This window comes from Elusimicrobiota bacterium (assembly GCA_028718185.1).
In the GTDB taxonomy this organism is placed as follows: Bacteria; Elusimicrobiota; UBA8919; order UBA8919; family UBA8919; genus JAQUMH01.
Map to the genome: position 1 here is coordinate 201115 of JAQUMH010000003.1, position 23749 is coordinate 224863.

The window sequence follows — 23749 nt, forward strand, 5'->3', positions numbered from 1 at the left end:
TAAATGTGGAATATTCAGCGTTTATCTGCGTAGTAATCAGCGTAAATCAGCGAGGTTTTTAATGAATATATTAAGAAATGTCAGAGAAGTCATAAAAAGTGAAATAGATACTTTAAAAAGTGTAAAAATCGGGGTTAACGATTCATATAAAAAAGCAATAAGAATGATTTTTACTTGTAAGGGAAAAATTATCGTGACCGGTGTTGGAAAATCTGGAAATATAGCTCAAAAAATTGCTGCTACACTGGTTTCAACAGGTACCCCGGCTATATATTTACATCCTACTGAAGGGATGCATGGGAGTTTGGGGGTTATTCATAAAAATGATATAATTTTAGCGATTGGGAAATCGGGGGAGAGCGAAGAACTTTTAGGCATACTTCCGTCCATTAAAAAAATAGGAGCAAAAATAATTTCTATAACAGCTAATCTTGAATCTACACTTGCAGAAAATTCTGATTTAATTTTATTTACGAAAATAAATCAGGAGGCCTGCCCTTTAAATCTGATACCGACAAATTCCACTACTGCCGCTTTGGTTATTGGTGATGCAATTGCGATAACATTAATGAAAATGAGAAAATTTAAATCAGAGGATTTCGGGTTACTTCATCCCGGTGGTATAATAGGTAAACGGCTTCTTTTAACAATTGGCGATATTATGAGGTCCGGTACAGATAACCCGTTGATTAAAATTGATGATTCAATAAGTAAAATGTTTTTAGAAATTACAAAAAAGAGATGCGGTGCGGTTTCTGTGATAGGTAAAAGCCAGAAATTATTAGGTTTTATAACTGATTACGATATAAGAAAAGTTTTAGAGAAAAGAGAAGATATATTTTCAAAAAAAATAAAAGATATTATGAATCCAAGACCGGTGTTTGCATATTCAGATATGAAAGCAACAGATGTATTAGCAGTTATGCAGAACAGGGAAAAAGCAATTGTTGTTTTACCTGTCCTAAATAGGAATAAAAAAGTTGTTGGTATAATCCACATGCAGGATATTTTAGCGAGAGGTCTATAAAGGAACGCGGAACAGAAATAGGACTAGACACCGAACTGACACGGAAATATGAGTAAGCTTTTATATGAACATGAGTCTTATATTATTCGTGGTATAGCATTTGATATTTATAAGAAATTTAGAAATAGGCATAAGGAAAAAATATATCAAAATGCTTGTTATAATGGCATTATAAATAAAAAGTTGATTGTAGAAAAGGAAAAGAGAGTTTCTGTATATTTTGATGGTAAGAAAGTTGGGACATATGTTCCGGATTTAGTTGTTGAAGACAAAATTATGATAGAATTAAAAGTAAAGCCAGTGATAACACAAGAAGATATTAAACAATTTTGGTACTATCTTAAATGTTCAAATTATAAACTTGGATTTTTAATAAACTTTGGTGCTTCCAATGGAATACAAATACTTCGTAGGGTTTATTGAAAATTCTGTGTCTGTTCTGTGTTTTAGTTCCGTGTCAGTTCAGGGGTATTTATATGAAGATACAAATGGTTGATTTAAAAGTAAATTATTTAAGCATCAAAGACGAAATTGATAGTGCGATAAAAAATATTCTGGATAAAACAAACTTTATTTTAGGTGAAGAAGTGAAAAGATTTGAAGGTGAATTCGCAAAATATTGCGGTGTAAAGTATGCAGCAGGTGTAGCCAATGGGACGGACGCGTTAAAAATTGCGGTACTTGCCTGTGGTATAAATAAAGGTGATGAAATAATTACAACACCATTTACATTTATAGCAACCAGTGAGGCAATTGTTCAGGCAGGCGGAATACCTGTTTTTGCTGATATTGATTTAGAAACTTATACTATTAATCCGAAAGAAATAGAAAAGAAAATAACAAAAAAGACAAAAGCAATTTTACCTGTTCATTTGTACGGGCATCCGTGCAATATGGAAGAAATTTTAAAAATTGCAAAAAAATATAATTTGAAAGTTATAGAAGATTGCGCTCAATCATTTTCAGCAAAATCTACACTTCCCACTTCCCACTTGCCCGCCAAGGGTTTAGTGGAGGGCTTCCCACTTGCTGGTTCTCAAGGTGATGCCGGTTGTTTCAGTTTTTTTCCAGCTAAGAATTTAGGATGTTTTGGGGATGGTGGTATGGTTATTACAAATAACGAAAAAATCTACACAAATATATTAATGCTAAGAAATCATGGCCAGCGTGAAAAATATTTAACTGAAATTAATGGGTTTAATTCACGTCTCGATACAATCCAGGCGGCAATTCTCTCGGTTAAGCTAAAATATATTGAAAAATGGACAGAAATGAGGAATGAAATCGCTCAAAAATATAATAATGCACTTAAAGAAGTAGCAATTGTGCCAATGGTATCTAAAAATTGCAGGCATTCGTTTAATTATTATAATATACGTTTTAAAGATAAAGCAACAAGAGATAAAGTAAAAAAGCATTTGTCAGAAAACGAAGTAGCTTGCCAGATTTATTATCCCCAATCACTTCACTTGCAGGAAGTATATAAAAACCTAGGATATAAAAAAGGCGATTTCCCTATATCAGAAAAAGCACAGGATGAAACTCTTTCGCTCCCAATGTATCCTGAATTAGATGATGAAAAGATTAATTACATAGTTACTAAAATAAAAGAAAAAGTTTAAACAAAGTAGTCGCTTGCCCTTGGCAAGCCAGTTAAAAGATTGGATTAATCAATGATAAATAAAATAAATAAAAAATCCATTATTTATCCCAAAGTAAAATTAGGAAAGGACTGCATTGTAGAAGAATTCGCAATAATTGGAGTACCGCCAAAGGGTTTTAAAACAGGTGAATTAGAAACAGTTATTGGTGATAATGCAGTAATCCGGTCACACACTGTTATTTATGCCGGTAATAAAATTGGAAACAATTTCCAGACAGGGAATAAAGCTAACATAAGAGAACTAAATAAAATAGGCGATAACGTGAGTATAGGTACTTTATCTGTAATTGAACATCATATCCAAATTGGAAGTGGAGTAAGAATTCACACTCAAGTATTTATACCTGAATTTACAGTGCTTGAAGACGAATGTTGGATAGGACCGAACGTAGTTTTCACTAATGCCAAATATCCAAAATCTCCAAATGTTAAAAAAGAATTGAAAGGAGCATATATTAAAAAACATGCGATAGTTGGTGCAAATAGCACCTTACTTCCCGGTATAATTGTCGGTGCACATACTCTTATTGGTGCAGGAAGTGTTGTAACTAAAAATGTACCAGACGGTGTGGTCGTGGCAGGCAATCCGGCTAAACATATTAATAAAATAGAAAATTTACCATATTAAAATGTAAAGATTTTGCCCTTGGCAAGCAAAGATTTTCAAAGGGGATGAAATTATGGAAGAGCAAGAAATTGATTTTAGGCATTATTTAAGAATATTAAAAAAGAGGTGGAAACTGATTGTATATATTACTGTTACTGGTATTATGCTTTCTGTGTTATATGTGTTAATCACCCCAAAAATTTATGAAACAGTTGCCTTAATTGAACCGGCAAAGATTCAAAAAGTACCTGTTGAAACTGCAGATTCCTTAGAATTGTTATTGAAAAATCCATTAAATCCATATCTAAAAGATATCGCGGCAAAAATGGATATACAAGAGAAAAAAGCATATAATCTCGCTAATCGGTTTTTTATAAAAAATAAATTGGATTATATATCAGTAGAAGCTAAAGGCAATACACCGGAAAATGCAAAAAAATTAGCTGATTTGATTTGTTCGTTGATTTTGAAAAGGCAGGATGATTTAATGAAGGATGCCCTGAAAATTATTAATGAAGAAATAAACAATTTAAATGAACAAAATATATTTATTAAAAATGATCTTGAACAATTGAATAAAAAAATATTAAGAAAAGAAATGACAGATGTTCTGGCACAATCATATATATATCAAGCATTGATTCAGTCAAAGGAAAGTGCTTTAACAAGGCAAACACAATTGTATGAAAGATTAAGGCAAAAAGAAATGGAATTGAAATACTATACAAAATCTGCAACTATAGTAGCAGAAGCATCTCTCCCAAGAATAAGTGTTTCATCAGAAAAAACAAGAACAATTTATGTTATAACAAGTCTATTCTTTATATTTTCTATTTTTATTGTATTCGCAATTGAATATTTTGAAAAAGAGCCGCTATAAGTGATAAATGTTATATGAATAATAATAAAAGGAAATATGGGTGGATACCTGATATTCCTGATAATAGAGATTTTCTTTATTCAAGGGTAATGAAAGTTCCAAAAACATTACCAGTCAAAGTTGACTTAAGAAAAAAATGTTCTTCTATTGAAGACCAGGGACAATTAGGAAGTTGTACTGCAAATGCTTTGGTAGGTAATTTGGAATTTTTAGATGTGCGAGACGGGAATGGTTATATTGACCAGAGCAGATTATTTATTTACTATAATGAAAGATTATTACGAGATACAGTTAATGAAGATTCAGGTGCTATGTTAAGAGATGGAATAAAATCGTTGGTAAAATGGGGTTCTTGTTCTGAAACTACATGGCCTTACAAAATAAATAATTTTACAAAAAAACCTTCTCTTAAAACATATCAGTCGGCTAAAAAACATTGTATAACTTCATATCACAGAATGAATACTATAGATGAGATGAAAGTATGTTTAGCAGACGGTTTTCCTTTTGTTTTTGGATTTGCCGTATATGAGAGTTTTCAGACACAAGAGGTCGTTCGCACGGGTATTGCAAATTTACCTGATGGAAAAGAACATATGTTAGGAGGGCATGCTGTTGTGTCGGTGGGATACGATGAAAAATTAAAAAGATTCATAGTCAGGAATTCGTGGGGTATTGAGTGGGGTATAAAAGGTTATTTTACAATGCCGTATCAATATTTGGAATCCCGTGATTTATCTGACGATTTCTGGACAATAAGAAAATAAAGAATATGAAAGAATAGATGGATAGAAAAGGAGGAGTAATGGAAGAGAAGGAAATTGATTTTATAAAGATATTTATTGACTGTCTAAAGATAATTAAGAAAAGATTTAGATTGGTTGTAGGATTTACTGCGGTATGTGCAGTTATTGCTATAATATACTCCTTTACTTTTCTGCCTGTTACATACGAGTCAACTGCAATTATTGAGCCGGCAAAAATCAACAATGTGGCAGTAGAAACCGTACAAATCGCAGAATTCTTTTTCAAGAATCCGTTAAATCCATATTTAAAAGAGATTGCATCTGAGCTTGGTATGAAAGAAAAAGAAGCATATGCCCTTTCTTTTAGATTCAAGATTATGGACAAATTGGGTTATATGCAGATAATAGGTAAAGGAAGTACACCTGAAGAAGCAAAAAAATTAACAGATATTCTTATCTCAATGATATTAAAAAGACAAGAAAAGTTAGCAAAAAACGCGTTGGAAATTTCTGAAAATGAAATGACTAACTTGAAAGAACAATTTTTATCGGTTAAAGCTGAACTTGAAAAAATTGACAAAACACTTTATCAAAAAGAGAGTGCGAGTACACAAGGGCAGGGATATGTGTTCCAGGGTTTGATTCAATTGAAGGAAAATGCGTTAAAAAGGCAGTTGGACCTTGAAGCAAGAATAAAATCAAAAGAGATGGATATGAAATATTTTACAAAGACTGCTTCAGTTGTTGCTGAGCCTACTTTACCGATTTTAAAAAGTGGTCCCTCAAAATTAATTACAGCTATTAATTATACTTTTTCTGGATTATTTTTAGCCTTAGTTTTAGCGTTTATTATTGAATTTTTCAAAAAATATCCAATATAAAAATATTGATAATAAGTTACTGCATAAAAAATTAACTTATTAATCGTGACAGGAATTGTTAGTTGAAAAATATAAGTTATTGGATTTTATTAATATTTCTCAAAATTAGGAAGGTGATTTATGGAGCGATTTATAGAAAAGTATTACAATGAACTTTCAGTATTATTTGATTCTGTTAGAGTTACAAATAGTAGAAGAAATAAATTAGGCTTTTTTAAGGGTATCGAAGTTGTCTGTAATGTCATTAAAAGACAATCTGATAAAGGCGGTAAGTTGTTTTTTATCGGTAACGGTGCAAGTGCTTCCATCTCAAGTCATATGTCTACTGATTTCTGGAAAAATGGCGGAATTCAATCGCTTGCTTTTAATGATAGTTCTCTATTAACTTGTGTTAGTAATGATTTTGGTTATAGATATGTATTTGAAAAACCGATAGAGATGTTTGCGGATAAAGGGGATGTTTTATTTGCGATTAGTAGTTCCGGTAAATCTGAGAATATAATTAGAGGAGTGAAAATGGCGTGTTCAAAAAAACTCAATATAATTACATTATCGGGATTTAATAAAAAAAATCCCCTCTGTTCTTTAGGGGATATAAATTTTTATGTGCCTTCTCCTTCATATGGTTACGTAGAAATTATACATCAGGCTATATGCCATAGTATACTTGATATGATTCTCTTGGAACGTAAATATAAAAGGAAATAAATTTAAAGTAAGTATTTATATATTGAATAGCACAATAGATGAATTAATAGGTATTGGGAGTTAGAGTGATGGCTGAAAAAATTGTTGTAATTGGTAGTAATTCTTTTTCCGGATCAAGTTTTATAGCACACTGTATATCCAAGGGACTTCAGGTATTAGGTATTAGCCGGTCAAAAGAACTAATCTATGCATTTTTACCATATAAATGGAATAATGTTGATAAACTTAACGACGCATTTAAATTTAAACAACTTGATATTAATCGTGATACTGATGCCATAACTGAAACTGTTCGTCAGTTTCGTCCGGATTACATTATAAATTTTGCTGCGCAGAGTATGGTTGCCCAGAGTTGGGAACATCCGGAACATTGGTATCAGACAAATGTAGTAGGAAATGTTAAATTACATGATAAGATAAGACATTTTGATTTTATAAAGAAATATGTCCATGTTTCTACACCGGAAGTATATGGTAGTTGCAGTGGTAAGGTAACCGAGTCAAATCCTTTTAATCCCAGTACGCCGTATGCAGCATCAAGGGCTGCCTGTGATTTACATCTTAACACTTTTTTCAAACAATATGAATTTCCAGTAGTTTTTACTCGTGCTGCAAATGTTTATGGTCCCGGACAACAACTTTATAGGATTATCCCGCGTGCGATTCTTTATATAAAGCTTAAAAAGAAAATTCCTCTTCATGGCGGGGGACATTCAGTGCGATCATTTATCCACATTAGGGATGTCGCAGATGCTACTCTTAGGATTGCTCGAAAAGGAATTTTAGGAGACAGTTATCATATATCAACTGATGTTCATATATCAATCCGGCAATTAGTTGAAATGATATGTAAAATGATGAGTGTTAAATTTAATGATATTGTTGATGTTGTTGATGAGCGGCCGGGTAAAGATGCTGCATATATTTTAGATAGTACTAAATTACATCAGGAACTGGGATGGAAAGATTGTATCAGTTTAGAAGATGGCATATGTGAAACTATAGATTGGGTAGATAATAATTATAAAGAGTTAAAAAAACAACCGTTAGAATATATTCATAAAGAATAATAATTATTTAAAGTTGCAGCAATTTAAGGGAGTAAATTATGCTTACAGGTAAGAAAAACATTCCGTTTAGCAATGCCGGGCGTATTTTTGCTAAACTTAAAAGCGAAGGTAAGAAAATTGTCCAATGTCACGGAACATTTGATCTTCTTCACCCGGGTCATATTATTCATTTTGAAGAAGCTAAAGCTTTGGGTGATATATTAGTAGTAACTGTTACTGCAGCAAAAAATGTGAATAAGGGTCCGGGCCGTCCATATTTCAATGATGAACTCAGGGTCAAATATCTGTCATCTTTAGAATGTGTTGATTATGTAGTGGTAGTTCCTTTTCCTACCGCTTGTGAAGCGATAGAATGTGTCCAGCCGCATATATATTGTAAAGGTAAAGAATATGAAAATCCAAAAATTGATGTAACCGGAAATATCTACGATGACATTAAAATGGTAGAACGATTGGGTGGACGGGTGCATTATGTGGGTTCAGTTGTATTTAGTTCGACAAAATTGCTGAATAGTCATTTTGAAGTTCACCCGCCTAAAATGAAAGAATTTTGTAAGAAGTTGGCTGCAAAATACACGCCGAACAAATTCAGGGAAATAGTAGAAAGTTTTAAGGATTTAAAAGTTTTAATTATCGGGGACGTAATATTTGACCGGTACTCTTCCGTTAAAGTGCAGGGTCTTACTTCAAAGAATCGCATTATTTCTGCAAGATTTTTATCCGAAGAAACACAGGCGGGCGGTGCTTTGGCAGTTTTCCGCCATGTGAAACAATTTACGTCTAATATTAAGTTTATCAGCTTGGTTGGCACGGAGGAATGGGTAGAGCCGGCTTTAGCCAAATATATAAGTTATGATGAAGATGAAATAATCCGTAGTCCTGATTTTATTACTGTCGTAAAACAGCGTTTTGTTGAGCCGCTTTCTGAAGGGAAAGAATTATCCAAACTATTCGCTATTAATGTGATAAATGAACAGTATTTAAGCGAAAAAATTCAAGTTTTGATTTATAACCTGATCAATGGTTGTATAAAAGATTACGATTTGATTATGGTAATGGACTTTGGCCATGGGCTCATGCAGGAGCGTATCCGCGAACTCGTTCAGGAGAAGGCGCCTTTTCTTGCCCTTAATTGTCAGACAAATAGTTATAATCACGGGTTCAATATAATTGACAAGCAATATCGTCGTGCAGATTCTTTCTCTTTAGATGAGACAGAGTTAACTTTGGCTTGTGGCCGGCGTAATATAAATTTTACTGAAGAATTAAAAAAGTTGCAGCATAAATTTTCTGCTAGTTATTGCTGGCTAACCCGCGGTGCCACAGATACGATTGGTATTAAGAAAGGGGAACCGGAATGTGAATGTATGCCTTTTGAGAAATCTATAGTTGATACCGTCGGCGCAGGAGATGCTTTTTGTTCCGTAGCCTCTTTGTCATCCGCAAAAGGTTTGTCAATAGACTTGGCTACTTTCATGGGGCAGATAGCAGGGGCACAAGCAGTTCGTATTATCGGCAATTCCGATTCAATAAAAAAGGATAAGTTTTTAAAAAGTGGGATGACTTTACTTAGTTTTTAATTGTTGTTAAAAGATATGATTATTTCATCACTCATCACACAAAACACATTACACAATTTATACGGGAGAAATATATGAACATACTTCTATTGGGTGGTTGTGGTTATGTTGGAACAGTTCTTACAAAGACTCTTCTGGATGAAGGCCATCATATTACCGTAGTAGATATAATGTGGTTTGGCAACTATCTTAAAGAGCATAAAAATCTGAGGATCATTAAAGAAGATGTACGCAATGTTGAAAAAATACCTATGAAAGGTATTGATGCTGTTATCCATTTAGCTAATGTAGCCAACGACCCCTGCAGTGAGTTGGATTCTAAACTTAGCTGGGAGGTAAATGTTTTGGCAACTATGCAACTGGTTGAGAGTGCTATTAATAATAAAGTAAAACAATTTATATATGCCAGCTCCGGAAGCGTTTATGGGGTCAAAGAAGAGCCGGAAGTGACAGAAGATCTTTCCCTGGTTCCGATTACCGATTATAATAAAACAAAAATGATTAGTGAAAGGGTGCTTATGAGTTATAAAGATAAAATTCTGGTCCAGTGTGTAAGACCTGCTACGGTTTGCGGTTATTCTCCGAGAATGAGATTAGACCTTTCTGTAAATATGCTGACTATCCAGGCTTTATCTAACGGTAAGATTACGGTTTTCGGGGGAAATCAGGTACGTCCAAATATACATATTAAAGATATGGTCGCCGTATATTTATATTTGCTCAAAATGGGAAATAAAATAGAAGGTATCTATAACGCCGGTTTTGAAAACATATCTATTTTAGATATAGCGAAGAAAGTTGTTACCTACATACCCGCGGAAATTGTTGTTAGTGAATCAAATGACCCCCGGTCTTATAGGCTTTGTTCAAAGAAATTGCTTGATACGGGATTTAAGCAAAAACACAGCGTTGATGAAGCGATAAAAGAGATTGTCCAGGAATTTAAAGCAGGTAATCTTAAAAATGAAGACAGATGGTATAATATAAAAACGATGAAAAAATTAACTAATCTATAGGACTTGACAAAATTATTTTGTCCTTAATATTATGAAAGAAAATACACAGATACTTATAGAATTATTGCAGAAGATGAAGAGAATACGCGCGGTTGAAGAAACTATTGCAAGTCGTTATTCCGAATGGAAGATGCGTTGTCCAACGCACCTTTGTTCGGGACAAGAAGCCGTAGCGGCAGCTGTCGGGCAGGTGTTGCGAAAAGACGATTTTGCCGTAAGTAGCCACAGGGCGCACGGTCATTATCTGGCAAAAGGTGGTGACCTGAACAGAATGATCGCTGAAATATACGGCAAGTCAGACGGTTGTTCATCCGGTAAGGGCGGCTCGATGCATTTGATAGATACTTCCGTAGGTTTTATGGGAAGCACAGCTATTGTAGGCGGAACAATACCGGTAGGTGTCGGGCTTGCACTTTCAATAAAACTTAAAAAAACAAATCAGGTAAGTTGCGTATTTTTTGGTGATGGATCTATCGAAGAAGGCGTATTCTATGAATCTGTAAACTTTGCTGTTCTTAAAAATCTGCCGGTACTGTTCATCTGTGAGAATAATTTTTATTCCGTTTATTCGCCGTTAAAAGTAAGGCAGCCGGAGAACAGGGCAATATATAAAATGGTTAGTGGTATAGGGTGTCGGAGCGAACATGGTGATGGCAACAACGTAGTGGATGTTTATGATAAAGTAAATACTGCAGTTGTTTCTATAAGAGATGGCGGTGGCCCGATGTTTTTCGAGTTTAAGACATATCGTTGGCGGGAACACTGCGGGCATAATTTTGATAATGACCTTGGCTACAGGACACAGGAAGAATATCTTTCGTGGAAAGAGAAAGATCCTATTAGTGCAATGGAATCTTATATGTTTAAAGAAAAATATATTACACAAAATGAAATAGATGAAATGCAATCTGAAATACAAAAAGAAATTGAAAAGGCGTTTGAATTTGCGGAAAAATCGCCTTTCCCTAATCTGGAAAGTGCACTAACGGATATCTACGCTTAGAAAAGATATGGCCAATAAAATTACTTACGCGAAAGCGATAAATGAAGCGATGGTCCAGGCAATGGAGATGGATAAATCCGTGATATGTTACGGATTAGGAGTAGATGACCCTAAGGGAATATTCGGAACGACACTTGGTCTAAAGGAAAAATTTGGACCCGAAAGAGTTTTTGATATGCCAACCGCAGAAAATGCCATGACTGGGGTAGCTATTGGTGCGTCACTAAATGGTATAAGGCCGGTAATGACACACCAAAGACTTGATTTTTTTCTCCTTGCGATGGACCAGCTAGTAAACAACGCCGCCAAATGGCATTATATGTTCGGAGGTAAACTGTCTATTCCTATAACGATAAGGCTTCTAGTAGGCAGAGGTTGGGGACAGGGTCCTACACATTCACAGAGTTTTCAATCGTGGTTTGCTCATATACCAGGGCTTAAAGTGGTTATGCCGGCTACCGCTGCAGATGCAAAAGGGTTGTTGTTATCAAGTATATTTGACAATAATCCTGTAATTTTTATAGAACACAGGTGGTTGCACAATCTTGTTGGGGAAGTCCCTGAAGGAGATTTCCGTATTCCGATAGGTAAAGCTCATAAACTTAAAACAGGTGATGATATAACAATAATATCGCTGTCTTATATGACCATAGAGGCACTGCGTGCAGTAGAATTGTTAGGTAAGCAAGGTATTTCCTGTGATTTAATCGACCTTCGTTCAATTGCTCCTATAGATTGGAATATGGTTATGAGTTCAGTTAAAAAAACAGGGAAGTTGTTGGCTTTAGATACCGGATTTGGAAGTTTTTCAGTTGCAAGCGAAATCATTGCTCGAGTCAGTATGGAATGTTTCAGCTCGCTTAAACAGGCGCCCGTGCGTATCGCTCTTCCGGATTGTCCGACACCGACAAGCCCGGCTCTGGCAAAGAATTATTATAAGCGTGCGGAAGATATAGTTAATACAACAAGAAAGATGTTAGGTTTTTCTGTGTTACCACATGAAGAATCAGACATAAATCGTAATGTCCCAATGGATATCCCGGATAAAACATTTACTGGACCATTCTGACTGCGAAAAAATATGGAGGTATTGAAATATGGATTTCGGCCTTAAAGGGAAAAAGGCATTAGTTACAGGTGCCGGCCGCGGTATTGGCCGTTCTGCGTCTTTATGTTTGGCAAGAGAAGGTGCTAATATATTTGCTGTTTCACGCACTATTTCTGATATTAAATCTCTGGTAAAAGAGATAGGAGGCGCTGGTTCCGGGCATTTCGGAATAGGTATGGATTTAGTGCAGAAAAATGCACCTGCCAAACTTGTAGACAGGTTAAAGAAATCGAATTTTTGGCCAATTGATATAATTATTCATAATATAGGAGGAACCCTTGATGTTACGGATCCTTTTTGTTCCATAGAAGAATGGCGAAAAGTCTGGCGTTTTAATATGGAGATAGCGATAGAATTAAATCTTTTGCTTATTCCGTCCATGCGCAAGAAAAAATGGGGAAGGATTATCAATATCTCTTCTATATCTTCGATGGAAAATCACGGTCCAGTTACTTATTGCTCAATAAAAGCTGCTCTGACTGCTTATACAAGAAGCATTGGACGTGTTTTGGCGCCCGATGGTATTGTTGTAACAGCTGTATTGCCGGGTGCTATTTTGACAGACAACGGATATTGGGATATAGCGCTTAAAAAACGCCCAAAACATGCTCAAAAATATCTGGCGGAACGCATGGCAATTCGTCGATTTGGCACGCCGGATGAAATAGGAAATGCAATTACATTTTTATGTTCTGAAGAGGCCTCGTTTTTTATAGGGTCAATAGTACCCATTGACGGAGGCCAGGGAAGGAGTTATTTTGGACACTAATTTGATTTATCGGGAGGCTAAAAATTCTATGAAAGTAACTAATTCAGATTCAATGCTTAAAGAAATTATCCTGGTTTTACCCTGCATCCATAATTACCATGCTCCAAGCACCGGACTATACGGGTTATTAAAAAATACGATCAGAGAAGAGGTGGAAAATTTATTTAATTCTTCGCGGGCGCAGATTAAGGGATTTGGCCCATTTGGTGGTATCGCGTTTCCATATTTTAAAATGGGGGCTATTGATTCACTTGATTTGTTTGGTATAGATGAACTTATTATATTCAGCTTCTACTGGTTAAATCGCAAGCGATATAAAAATGTAGTTGATATTGGTGCAAACATAGGTTTACATTCGATTATATTGAACAAATGCGGATATAAGGTCAAGGCCTTTGAGCCTGACCCGCGGCATTTTGATGTCCTGCAAAAAAATCTCTCGCTAAATAGTTGTGTAAGTGTAAAAGCATTTAATTGTGCGGTCTCCAGTAAGTCCGGGAAAATGGAATTTATACGAGTATTAGGTAACACAACCAGTAGCCATCTGGCCGGCTCTAAAAGAAATACATATGGTAAGATGGATAAGTTTTCGGTTAATGTCCAGGCTATCTCCGAACTTTTAAGCTGGGCGGATTTAATTAAGATTGATGCTGAAGGACATGAAAAAGAAATTCTTTTGTCTACAAAAAAAACAGATTGGGCTACGACCGATGCTTTAGTTGAAGTAGAAAGTAAGTTCAATGCCCGCGATATCTTTGATTACTTCAAAGCTTTAAAGATAAATTTATTTTCGCAAAAAAACAATTGGCAGAAGGTTAATCATTTTAGGGAAATGCCTACCGGTTACAAGGAAGGCACTCTCTTTATTAGCTCTAAAAAACAGATGCCTTGGTAATCGAATTTTAAGATGAAATTATCTGATTATATAATTGACTTTTTGGTTAAAAAAGGAATCCGTCACGTTTTTGTCGTATCCGGAGGAGCATCTTTACATTTAATACATTCAATTGAAAAAACTCCCGGAATAACATTTATATGTCCTCAGCATGAACAGGCAGGTGCTATGGCTGCAGACGGATATGCACGGGTAACCAGGAATTTAGGTGCAGCGGTTACTACAAGTGGTCCGGGTGCAACAAATTTAATTACCGGGATATGTTGCGCCTACTATGATTCTGTACCTGTAATATATATTACAGGTCAAGTATCTACATTCCGCTCAAAAGAAGGAACAGGTGTAAGACAAATTGGTTTTCAAGAAACAGATATTGTTAATATATGTAAGCCAATTACAAAATATTCTGTACAGATTAATGACCCCAAAAAGATCGGATATGAGATTGAAAAGGCTTGTTTTCTGGCAAAATCAGGCAGACCGGGTCCGGTTTTAATAGATATACCTGATAATATTCAGAGAGAACAGATTAATCCTGATACATTAGAACATTTTGTACCTGAGCAGCAAGAGTTAAAAATAAAAGATAAAACACTCAATACTTGTATTGAATTGATTAAAAATGCTAAAAGACCAATCCTGATTTTAGGGTGGGGTGTGCGTTTTGCAAAGACCGATGCAGAGGTCTTAAAAATGATAAAAACCTTGGGATTTCCGGTTGCCCCGACTTGGGCGGTTGCTGATATATTACCGGCTGACAATCCTTTGCTGATAGGGACTTTTGGTACACATGGTACTAGATATGCTAACTTTGCAGTTCAAAATGCTGACTTGATATTAGCTATTGGCACACGTCTGGATACAAAAGCGACCGGTAGTCCGGCAGATACTTTTGCTAGAGAATCTAAGAAAATAGTAGTTGATATTGACGAAAATGAACTTAATAAGTTTAAAAAATATGGATTAGATATTGATGTTCTTGTAAATGCTGATGCAGCAGATTTTATTAGTTCTATCAGCCGGAAATTATCTAAATATAAGAATAGCAATATAAGTAAATGGCTGGAAAGAATTATGTCATGGAAAAATAAATATCCAATTTGTCCACGAGAATATTATGACACTGAGGAAGTTAATCCATATGTGTTTGTAAAATCTTTATCCAAGGTTGCTAAAGAGGGAGAAGTGATTTTTATTGATACAGGGTGTTCATTGGCATGGATGATGCAAGCATTTGATTTTAAAACAAGGCAAAGGTTGTATCATGATTGGAATAACACGGCAATGGGATGGGCGCTTCCTGCGAGTATTGGAGCAAGTTTTGCTTTAGACAGTAAACAGATTATTTGTGTGACAGGAGACGGCAGTTTGCAGATGAATATCCAGGAATTAGCAACTGTAATAAGGCATAAACTTCCCATTAAAATAATTCTGATTAATAATCATGGTTATTTGATGATTCAGCAAACACAAGATCAATGGATGGATTCCCAATATTTAGCTTCAACCGTGGATGGAGGATTGGCTTTCCCGGATTTCATTAAGGTTGCTGAAGCTTATGGTTTTAGAACAGTTAATATCACTAAAAATGCCGAATTACCTGGAAGATTGAAAGATGTAATTAATTGCAACGGGCCGGTTTTTTGTAATATTGAAATTGCAGGAAAATACCGGGTTATTCCTCAAGTCAAGTTCGGCAGGCCAAACGAAGATTCAGAACCATTGTTAAATAGAAAAGAATTTTTTGAAAATATGATTATAAAACCGGCTAAGGAGTCCCTTAATTAATGTTTAAAGACGATAAAAGTCGGGTTTTAGGTATCTGGGATTTGAATATATCACCTTTAAGTTTGGGCGGTATGTTGATTTTGATTGAGGAATTGCAAACCCGATGTATTATCAATAAAATAGGCTTTGCCGATATATGTATCGTAGGTGATATCCCGGGCTTAAAGTTCCCTGATAAGATTTTTCCAGGAAAGGATTCGGTAGTATTGCTGGATAAGAAGTTAACTACCTTTTCACCGTTTTTATCCGCGATTGTAAATATGAAAGGCATAGATAAATTTTATGTGTCTTCCACATCAGAAGGGCTTCAAAATCTTATTGATTCTAACTTATATTACACCTGGCCTTTGTTCAATGAAAGACAAGGGTTAAAGTATATTTATGGAAGTACACTTTATATTCAGGATTATTTTAAAAAGTACGGTTTTATACCGCGACTTTCCTGCGAAGATCAGTCTTTAAAATGGGCGATAAGCTTTATTAAAGATCATGTGGGTTCAGATATGCCTATAGCAGTTCATTTAAAAAATAAACCAAATGAGATGGCTAATCGCAGTAATGCAGATTTTGATGTTTGGCTGAATTTTTTTAATTCCTGTTATCGTAACTATGGAGCTAAGTTTATACTTATCGGCGATGAAAAAATAGATGATAGGATGACCGGTTTGCCGAATGTTTTGGTGTCCAGGTATTTTGACAGTAATCTGTCTAGGGATTTAGCTTTAGTTCAGGTATCATTTGCTTTTATGGGTATGGCCAGCGGACCTTGCGCTATGGCTTTGTTTAACGAAGCTCCCTATGTTGTTTTTAAAAATCCTGGCCATCATAATCAGGAGATGTTGTCGGAACTTGGTAGCGCCGATAAATTTTTATTTGCCGGCCAGTTTCAAAAAATTTTAAGAAAGTTTGAAACAGAAGAAATTTTAATGGCAGAGTTTACTTGTATTTATAATGGTGTCAATCATGAAAATTGGGGAAAGCAGTTTATAGAACAGGAATAGTTAAATATGAAAAAAAAGAGATTTTCAGATAAGGTGACGGTTATTACGGGTGGGTGTCGCGGGATAGGTAAAAATATAGCCCGTGCGTTTGGTCGCGAAGAGGCAACGGTTATTATTTGCGATATAGATAAGCGCAACGGCAAAAGCGCAAAAGATGAATTATGCAAACTTGGAATAACAGCGGAATTTTTGTACGCAGATTTGGCTCGAAAAGGAGCAGCTAGGGGCATGATTCAGCAAGTTGTTGAAAAATGGGGCAGAATAGATATTTTGATTAATAATGCCCGTTCCGGAGCAAAAAAGACAAGTTTTTTGGAAGAAACAGAAGATAGCTGGGAACAGGGTATATCGGTGACTCTGAAAGCTGCTTTTTTTGCCGCTCAGGAAGCAATCCGTTCAATGTCCAAGACCGGCGGAGGTAATATTGTAAACATAGCCTCTATCGGAGCTTTATTGGTTTGTCATGAGTCAGCGGTATATCATATCGCAAAAGCAGGAATGGTGCAGATGACACATTACCTGGCGGTAAAAGCAGGCGGTTATGGAATTCGTGTTAATGCCGTATTACCAGGATTTATAGTGCAGGATGAACATCAATCCCGTTATAGAAACGCGGATAATCTTTATTATCGCGAGGTTGCGGAATTCTGTCATCCTGTAAGGCACGTGGGAAAATCTGACGATATATCTAATGCTGTATTGTTTCTTTGTATGCCCGATACGGATTTTATTTCAGGCCATTGTCTTGTAGTAGACGGCGGGGCAACATTACAGGAACAGAGCACTCTATTGTACGGGTTTAATGTGAAGAAAAAATAAAATGGAATACAGAACATTAGGTAGTTCTAATTTAGAAGTTTCCTGCTTAGGTCTCGGAGGAAATATATTCGGTCATTTTTGTGATATAAAGGAAACTGAAACGATAATAAAAACAGCTTTTGATAACGGGATAAATTTTATTGATACAGCAGATGTTTATAGTGATGGGCTCTCAGAGGAATTCATCGGCGCAGCTATACGTCACTGCAGGAAAAAATGTATTATTGCTACTAAAGTGGGGGTTACCAGTACAGGAACTTCCAGAGGGATAGGGAGAAAGAAATATATTCTTTCTAATGTGGAAGGAAGCCTAAAAAGGTTGAATACGGACTATATTGATCTTTACCAGATGCACCATTTTGATTATGATACACCCTTGAATGAAACATTAGAGGCGTTACACCTGTTGATTAAAGAAGGCAAGGTTTTATATATAGGTACTTCTAATTATTCCGGCGAGCAATTGGAGCATTCTTTGCAATTAGCTCGTACATTAAGTTATGATTCATTTTCTTCGGCCCAAAACTCCTACAATCTATTAAAGCGTGACATAGAAAATGATATACTGCCGATATGTAAAAAAGAAAATGTAGGATTAATTGTTTACGGCGCTTTAGCGCGGGGGATTTTGAGTGGAAAATATAGATTAAACCAAGATATTCCCTTAAACTCAAGAGCTATAAAAAGCGCAAGCATTAAAGCCGATATTACAAAGAGCGTCTTAGATACTGTCGAAAAGCTTATCCAATTCTCTGAATGCAGGAAAAGAAATGTTAATAGTTTAGCTCTTGCTTGGCTGTTGTGCAGGGAAGAGATTTCAAGTGTGCTTATCGGTATACGAAATGTCGCGCAATTAGAGGGTAACCTGAATGCTATTGACTGGAAATTGTCAAATACAGAACTTGCAGAGATTGATAATATCATGTGTGGTTTTAAAAAGGAGAAATAGTTATGGCTGAAATAAATCTATTAGGAACTTATCCGAAAATCAAACGTGATTACGATAAACGCATGGCGGAAAAAACTCCTGAAATCGTCAATATTGCCAAGCAATTTGGTAAAGATTTTTTTGACGGTGACAGAAGGTGTGGTTATGGCGGATATAAATATGACGGGCGGTGGAAATCAGTTGTGAAAAACATGAAAGAATATTACAATCTTAAAGACAATGTTTCTATCCTGGATATAGGATGCGGTAAAGGATTTATGCTTCATGATTTTAAAGAGTTGATACCTGAGTCGACTATAGCAGGAATTGATGTCAGTGATTACGCAATATCTAATGCCATGGCTTCAGTTAAACCTTTCCTAAAAATAGCCAATGCTGAAAAATTACCATATCCTGATAAATCTTTTGACCTGGTGGTTTCTATTAATTCAATCCATAATCTTCCTATAGAACGTCTTAAAGTTGCTTTGCGGGAGATACAACGTGTCTGTCGGGGAAATAGTTACATCACAATCGATGCATGGCATAATGATCTTGAAAAAGAAAATCTTTTTAAATGGGTTTTAACTGCAGAAACAATGATGCATGTTAATGATTGGAAAAAACTGTTTAATGAAGTTGAATATACAGGCGATTATTGGTGGTTTATTGCGGATTAACAGGAGAATATAAAAATGGATAAAAAGTTATTAGTTGTTAAACCTCCTTACTGGCATGTACCTCTAGGGATTGCGTATGTTCTTTCTTGTTTGGAACGGAATAACATACAATTTGATTTTATCGATACCACGTTCGTCGATCCTGATTATGATAAAATTCTGAAGAAAAATAATTATCTGGCGTTTGCTGTAGGAGGATTAAACGCCGATTTTGAATTTATATACACAACTATACGTAAAATCCGTTCAATTCAACCCGGCCTGCCCGTTATTCTCGGCGGCAATATTACCAAAGATATCAATCACCACATTCTTTTTGACAAAGACAAGTTGGGAATCGATTTCGGTATTGTAGGCGAAGCGGAGACATCGCTTCCGCATCTTGTAAATAGATTAAACATGGGAACCGAAGATTTCAGCGGGGTCCCCGGACTGCTTTACAAAGACAAAAAAAACGGAGAAATAATCAAAAATATTCCCGTCAGGTTAGATCTGGAAAGCGTTAATATTTTGCCGGCTTGGCATCGTATAAACATGGAACAGTACAAGCACTGCAACATCCCTTTTATGAAAAGGCAAATTGCTTTGCCCGTGGTGACCGGCAGAGGATGTGTGGGAGCATGTTCGTTTTGTTCCCCGACAGTCGGAGCGTTCAGGATGCGGCCTATTAAACATGTTATTGAAGAAATAGAATTTCTTTTTTCAACTTACGATTTCGAATTGCTTTTTATTCTCAACGAAATGTTCTACAGGACCAAAGATGAAATACTGGCTTTTTGCAATGCCTATAAAAATGTAAAATCGAGAAAACCTTGGATATGCAGCATGCGTGCGGATGTCAGTGGTATTGACGCCGACACTTTCTCCGCAATGAAAGAATCCGGGTGTGTTTTAACTTCAGCCGGTATTGAAAGCGGTTCCGACAGAGTGTTGAAAATGATGAATAAGCAAACAACGATTGAACAGGTCAAAAAATTTTACAGAGCAGCACGGACAGCAGGATTGCCGTGTGTTGGTACTTTCATGGTGGCCAATGAGGGGGAAACCGAAGAAGAGTTGAAGCAAACGATTGATATGGTAACAAAAGAAGAAATGAACTGTGATGGGATGTTATTAGATACCTATTCGGGAACAAGAATATATAAAAATGCGCTTAAAAAAGGTCTTATTAAAGATGAATGGGACCATTTAAGACAGACTTTTATTTCTCCTTATCCTTATCTTTTAGAGTGGACAGATAGAATGAGATATCTTAATATAAGCGAAATTCCCGACAACCGGTTCTGGGATGTTATTTTCAGAGAATTAAGACGTTTCCACACTTTTTTATTTAATCGGTTTCAGGCATTAGATTTCAGTTATAGACCGCTTTGGCTTCTGGGAAGCAAGGACCGGCCGATGGGTGGTGTAAAATTGAAAGGAAAATGTTCAGAATGCGGAAATATCACCGAAGCAATTTCCGAGTATAACTTGTTAGGTCAGATATACTATTGTTCTAACTGTTTTTCTCCGATTTTTTTTAATTTTTATAAATTAAACGATTTTATCGCTCATTATGAAATGTTGTGCAGTGAACTAAAGAAAGCCCGCCGGCTGGTTGTTGTAGGCACACGATTGCAGGCTATGAATATACTGAAATACGACCATTTCGGTCTGGATTACGAAAAGCTAATCGGGTTTGTTGAAATCAGGCAGAACCAATTGCCAAGCCCGGATTTCGGCAACAAGAAAAGACTGAAACTAAAAGACCTGATTAACATAAATCCGGATGTCATATTGATAGCCGATGATCTTGGATATGCGGAATTATCAATAAAAATGTTTTACTGCAAAAAAAGAATGAAAATTCCGGAAATCCTGCACATTTTTCCTGATAAAAAAAGATGGGGAATGAAACTGATCCGCTTATATGACAAGCTGGATTCCGCTGCAGGTTCTGTTAAAATAATAAGTCTGACATTCGGTTTTCTTTGTATCCGGATATTAAAACTAAAAATGGTTGTTCCTATGATGATAAGTCTTTTCAGATATTTAATTAAACATGTTTTTGGCGAGAATATTTTTTTGAAGGCCAAACATTTATATATAAGGTATTTAAAATGAAAGCAGCTATTTTATATGAATTGAACAAACCGCTGAAAATTGAAAAAATTTCGATACCCAAGCTTAATGAAGGACAGGTACTGGTTAAGGTTATTGCCAGTGGAATCTGTCATTCTCAATTGAATGAAATTAAAGGTAAGAAAGGTCCTGACAAATTTCTGCCGCATACTTTAGGGCATGAAGGAGTAGGCATAGTCAGGGAAATCGGATCGGAAGTAAAAAAAGTAAAAATCGGAGATTATGTTGTTTTAACCTGGATAAAAGGAGAGGGGTTGGATGTTCCATCGGCGCTTTATTACGGAAGCGACGGTACAAAAATCAATTCTGGCGCAATATCGACTTTTATGGAATATGCGATTATATCCGAAAACCGCCTTGTTGTGATTTCCGAGAAAGTGCCTTTCAAAGCAGCATCTTTGCTCGGTTGTGCAGTTCCGACCGGAGCTGGTATAGTAAAAAACAGCGTTGAACTGAAAAAAGAAAATTCTATTGCAATTTTTGGAATAGGTGGTATAGGTTCAAGTTCTCTTCTTTATGCAGGCGCCGTAGGCTGTCGGAAGATAATAGCAATCGATAATAATAATTCAAAACTTGATTTTGCAAAGAAACTAGGTGCAACGGATACGATAGATTCCGGTAAAGAAAACGTCGTATTGAAAATCAAAGAGATGACGGGTGCAAAAGGTGTTGATTACGCAATTGAAGCGTCAGGAGTAAAAGAAGTTATGGAAATGGCGTTTGATTCAATTAAAGATAAAGGTACTGCTGTAATAGCTGGTAATTTAAGACACGGCGACAAGATTTCTATAAATCCCTTTGACTTGATAAAAGGTAAAAAAATTGTCGGAACATGGGGCGGCGAAACAAATTCTGACCGCGATATCCCGTTATATGCAGATATGTATCTGTCCGGGAAGTTAAAGCTGGATATGCTGGTTACCCATACTTATAGTCTGGATGATATAAATTGTGCATTGGAAGACCTGGAACGCGGTAAAGTCGGCCGTGCCCTTATTGATATGAGTTATGAATGTGATTGCAATTAACATAAAATCCGCATGGACAACTTTTGAAATTAGACTTCGTTCTTTTTTAAGAAAGGTCGAAGTTGATAAAGCTGTTTTATACGGAATATTGGCAAGAATTTTTGGAATAGTCGCAGCTCCGGTAACTGCGTTATTTATTGTAGCTTTTTTTACATCTGAGCTTCAGGGATACTACTATACGTTCCGGAGCCTTCTTGCACTGCAGACTTTTATAGAATTAGGATTGGGCATAGTTATAATCCAGTTTGCAAGTCATGAATGGTCTAAGCTGAGTTTGGATGGGACAGGTCAAATTACGGGCGACGAAACGGCACTGTCCAGGTTGTCAAGTTTGGCGATTTTTTCGTTAAAATGGTACTCGATGGGAGGTTTAGTATTGACTGTAGGGTTGGGCATAAGCGGATATATCTTCTTCCTGCACTCTCCGAGTGCCGGTATTGACTGGGTAATGCCCTGGTTCAGCCTGTGTCTGCTTACCGGAGTTACTCTTTGTCTGGTTCCCGTCTGGTCGTTGCTTGAAGGTTGTAATCAAGTGTCGAACGTATATATTTACAGATTTTGGCAGGGAATATGGATGAATTTGGTTTTTTGGCTGGCTATATTTTTGCATGCGAAACTTTGGGTAGTATCAATTTCTACCATAGCGGGACTAATATGCACGGGGATATTTTTCTGGCGGGATTACCGAAGTTTTTTAAAAACCGTATTTATTTCTCATGCGATAAGCAAAAGAATCAGTTGGTTTTCAGAGATCTGGCCGATGCAGTGGCGGTTAGCTTTAGGATGCGTCTGCGGATATTTTATCTTTTATTTTTTTATTCCAGTCTTATTCAAGTATCACGGGTCTGTGATTGCGGGGCAAATGGGTATGACATGGAGTGTAGTCGGGTTTCTGCCTGCTTTCTCTTCTATATGGGTCTATCCTAAAGTTCCCCGTTTCGGAATACTGATTGCACAGAAAGAATACAAGGAGTTAGACAGACTTTTTTGGCGGATTACAAAAATAGTTATAATTATTTCATGTATCGGAGCGATATTTATCTGGCTGATAGTCTATATTCTTTATAAATTAAAACATCCTTTGGCTTATCGTATGATTCCGCCTTTGCCCACAGGATTGTTTTTATTGGCGCAGATTATGCTTGCTGTATCTATTCCGTTCTCGAGTTATCTGCGGGCACATAAAACAGAGCCGTTGCTTTATGTGGGGATTGCGAATGCAGCCCTAGTTATTTTCAGCAACCTGGTTCTTGGTAAGTTGTTTTCTGTTATGGGAATGGCTATTGGTTATTTATTGGCTAATTTAGCTGTAATTCCGTTTATTTTTATAATTTGGTACCAATGTCGAAAAAAATGGCATACTGATGGAGTTGATTGATTCCTGATAAAGGAATATTTTTAGTTAAATGTAAGTGAAAAGGATATTTCTAG

At 36.1% G+C, this 23749-nt stretch carries 23 protein-coding genes; all 23 read left to right on the forward strand.

Annotated elements, in window-relative coordinates; translation table 11 throughout:
- Positions 1-61: 61 nt before the first annotated feature.
- On the forward strand, positions 62-1027 hold the full coding sequence (locus PHE88_06505; GenBank protein ID MDD5687464.1) for a KpsF/GutQ family sugar-phosphate isomerase: 966 nt from the start codon (positions 62-64) through the stop codon (positions 1025-1027).
- Between the two features lie 48 nt (positions 1028-1075).
- A complete protein-coding gene (locus PHE88_06510) occupies positions 1076-1450 on the forward strand; it encodes a GxxExxY protein (protein ID MDD5687465.1) in 375 nt (124 codons plus the stop codon).
- A gap of 53 nt (positions 1451-1503) precedes the next feature.
- Positions 1504-2649 carry a DegT/DnrJ/EryC1/StrS family aminotransferase gene (locus tag PHE88_06515; GenBank protein MDD5687466.1) on the forward strand — a complete coding sequence of 382 codons (1146 nt, stop codon included), beginning with the start codon at positions 1504-1506 and terminating at the stop codon, positions 2647-2649.
- 51 nt (positions 2650-2700) lie between these two features.
- Positions 2701-3318, forward strand: coding sequence for an acyltransferase (locus PHE88_06520; GenBank protein MDD5687467.1), 618 nt, complete (start codon positions 2701-2703; stop codon positions 3316-3318).
- 52 nt (positions 3319-3370) lie between these two features.
- Entirely contained in the window at positions 3371-4177 is an 807-nt protein-coding gene (locus tag PHE88_06525; GenBank protein MDD5687468.1) for a Wzz/FepE/Etk N-terminal domain-containing protein, read from the forward strand.
- 14 nt (positions 4178-4191) lie between these two features.
- Entirely contained in the window at positions 4192-4944 is a 753-nt protein-coding gene (locus PHE88_06530; GenBank protein ID MDD5687469.1) for a C1 family peptidase, read from the forward strand.
- 17 nt (positions 4945-4961) lie between these two features.
- A complete protein-coding gene (locus PHE88_06535) occupies positions 4962-5804 on the forward strand; it encodes a Wzz/FepE/Etk N-terminal domain-containing protein (protein ID MDD5687470.1) in 843 nt (280 codons plus the stop codon).
- A 120-nt stretch (positions 5805-5924) separates the two neighbouring features.
- Positions 5925-6512 carry an SIS domain-containing protein gene (locus tag PHE88_06540; GenBank protein ID MDD5687471.1) on the forward strand — a complete coding sequence of 196 codons (588 nt, stop codon included), beginning with the start codon at positions 5925-5927 and terminating at the stop codon, positions 6510-6512.
- Positions 6513-6580: 68 nt separating this feature from the next.
- The gene (locus PHE88_06545) at positions 6581-7582 is read left to right on the forward strand and encodes a GDP-mannose 4,6-dehydratase (protein MDD5687472.1); all 1002 of its coding nucleotides are present in this window, start codon (positions 6581-6583) and stop codon (positions 7580-7582) included.
- 38 nt (positions 7583-7620) lie between these two features.
- Positions 7621-9162 (forward strand): PfkB family carbohydrate kinase, encoded by a 1542-nt coding sequence (locus PHE88_06550; GenBank protein ID MDD5687473.1) that lies wholly within the window; start codon positions 7621-7623, stop codon positions 9160-9162.
- 74 nt (positions 9163-9236) lie between these two features.
- On the forward strand, positions 9237-10178 hold the full coding sequence (locus tag PHE88_06555) for an SDR family oxidoreductase (GenBank protein MDD5687474.1): 942 nt from the start codon (positions 9237-9239) through the stop codon (positions 10176-10178).
- Positions 10179-10209: 31 nt separating this feature from the next.
- Positions 10210-11181: a thiamine pyrophosphate-dependent dehydrogenase E1 component subunit alpha gene (locus tag PHE88_06560; protein MDD5687475.1), complete on the forward strand. Its 972-nt coding sequence runs from the start codon at positions 10210-10212 to the stop codon at positions 11179-11181.
- Positions 11182-11188: 7 nt separating this feature from the next.
- Positions 11189-12250, forward strand: a complete 1062-nt coding sequence (locus PHE88_06565; protein ID MDD5687476.1) for an alpha-ketoacid dehydrogenase subunit beta — start codon at positions 11189-11191, stop codon at positions 12248-12250.
- A gap of 28 nt (positions 12251-12278) precedes the next feature.
- Positions 12279-13058, forward strand: coding sequence for an SDR family oxidoreductase (locus PHE88_06570; protein ID MDD5687477.1), 780 nt, complete (start codon positions 12279-12281; stop codon positions 13056-13058).
- 28 nt (positions 13059-13086) lie between these two features.
- Positions 13087-13953 (forward strand): FkbM family methyltransferase, encoded by an 867-nt coding sequence (locus PHE88_06575; protein ID MDD5687478.1) that lies wholly within the window; start codon positions 13087-13089, stop codon positions 13951-13953.
- A 12-nt stretch (positions 13954-13965) separates the two neighbouring features.
- A complete protein-coding gene (locus tag PHE88_06580) occupies positions 13966-15741 on the forward strand; it encodes a thiamine pyrophosphate-binding protein (protein ID MDD5687479.1) in 1776 nt (591 codons plus the stop codon).
- A complete protein-coding gene (locus tag PHE88_06585) occupies positions 15741-16742 on the forward strand; it encodes a hypothetical protein (protein MDD5687480.1) in 1002 nt (333 codons plus the stop codon). The genes PHE88_06580 and PHE88_06585 overlap by 1 nt, the downstream gene beginning before the upstream one ends.
- Before the next feature lie 6 nt (positions 16743-16748).
- Entirely contained in the window at positions 16749-17561 is an 813-nt protein-coding gene (locus tag PHE88_06590; GenBank protein MDD5687481.1) for an SDR family oxidoreductase, read from the forward strand.
- 1 nt (position 17562) lies between these two features.
- Positions 17563-18510, forward strand: coding sequence for an aldo/keto reductase (locus tag PHE88_06595; GenBank protein MDD5687482.1), 948 nt, complete (start codon positions 17563-17565; stop codon positions 18508-18510).
- Positions 18511-18512: 2 nt separating this feature from the next.
- Entirely contained in the window at positions 18513-19169 is a 657-nt protein-coding gene (locus PHE88_06600; protein ID MDD5687483.1) for a class I SAM-dependent methyltransferase, read from the forward strand.
- A gap of 15 nt (positions 19170-19184) precedes the next feature.
- Positions 19185-21272 (forward strand): radical SAM protein, encoded by a 2088-nt coding sequence (locus PHE88_06605; GenBank protein ID MDD5687484.1) that lies wholly within the window; start codon positions 19185-19187, stop codon positions 21270-21272.
- Positions 21269-22318 carry a zinc-binding dehydrogenase gene (locus PHE88_06610; protein ID MDD5687485.1) on the forward strand — a complete coding sequence of 350 codons (1050 nt, stop codon included), beginning with the start codon at positions 21269-21271 and terminating at the stop codon, positions 22316-22318. The genes PHE88_06605 and PHE88_06610 overlap by 4 nt, the downstream gene beginning before the upstream one ends.
- Positions 22305-23696 (forward strand): hypothetical protein, encoded by a 1392-nt coding sequence (locus tag PHE88_06615; GenBank protein ID MDD5687486.1) that lies wholly within the window; start codon positions 22305-22307, stop codon positions 23694-23696. Before PHE88_06610 ends, PHE88_06615 begins: the two co-directional genes overlap by 14 nt.
- Positions 23697-23749: the final 53 nt, after the last annotated feature.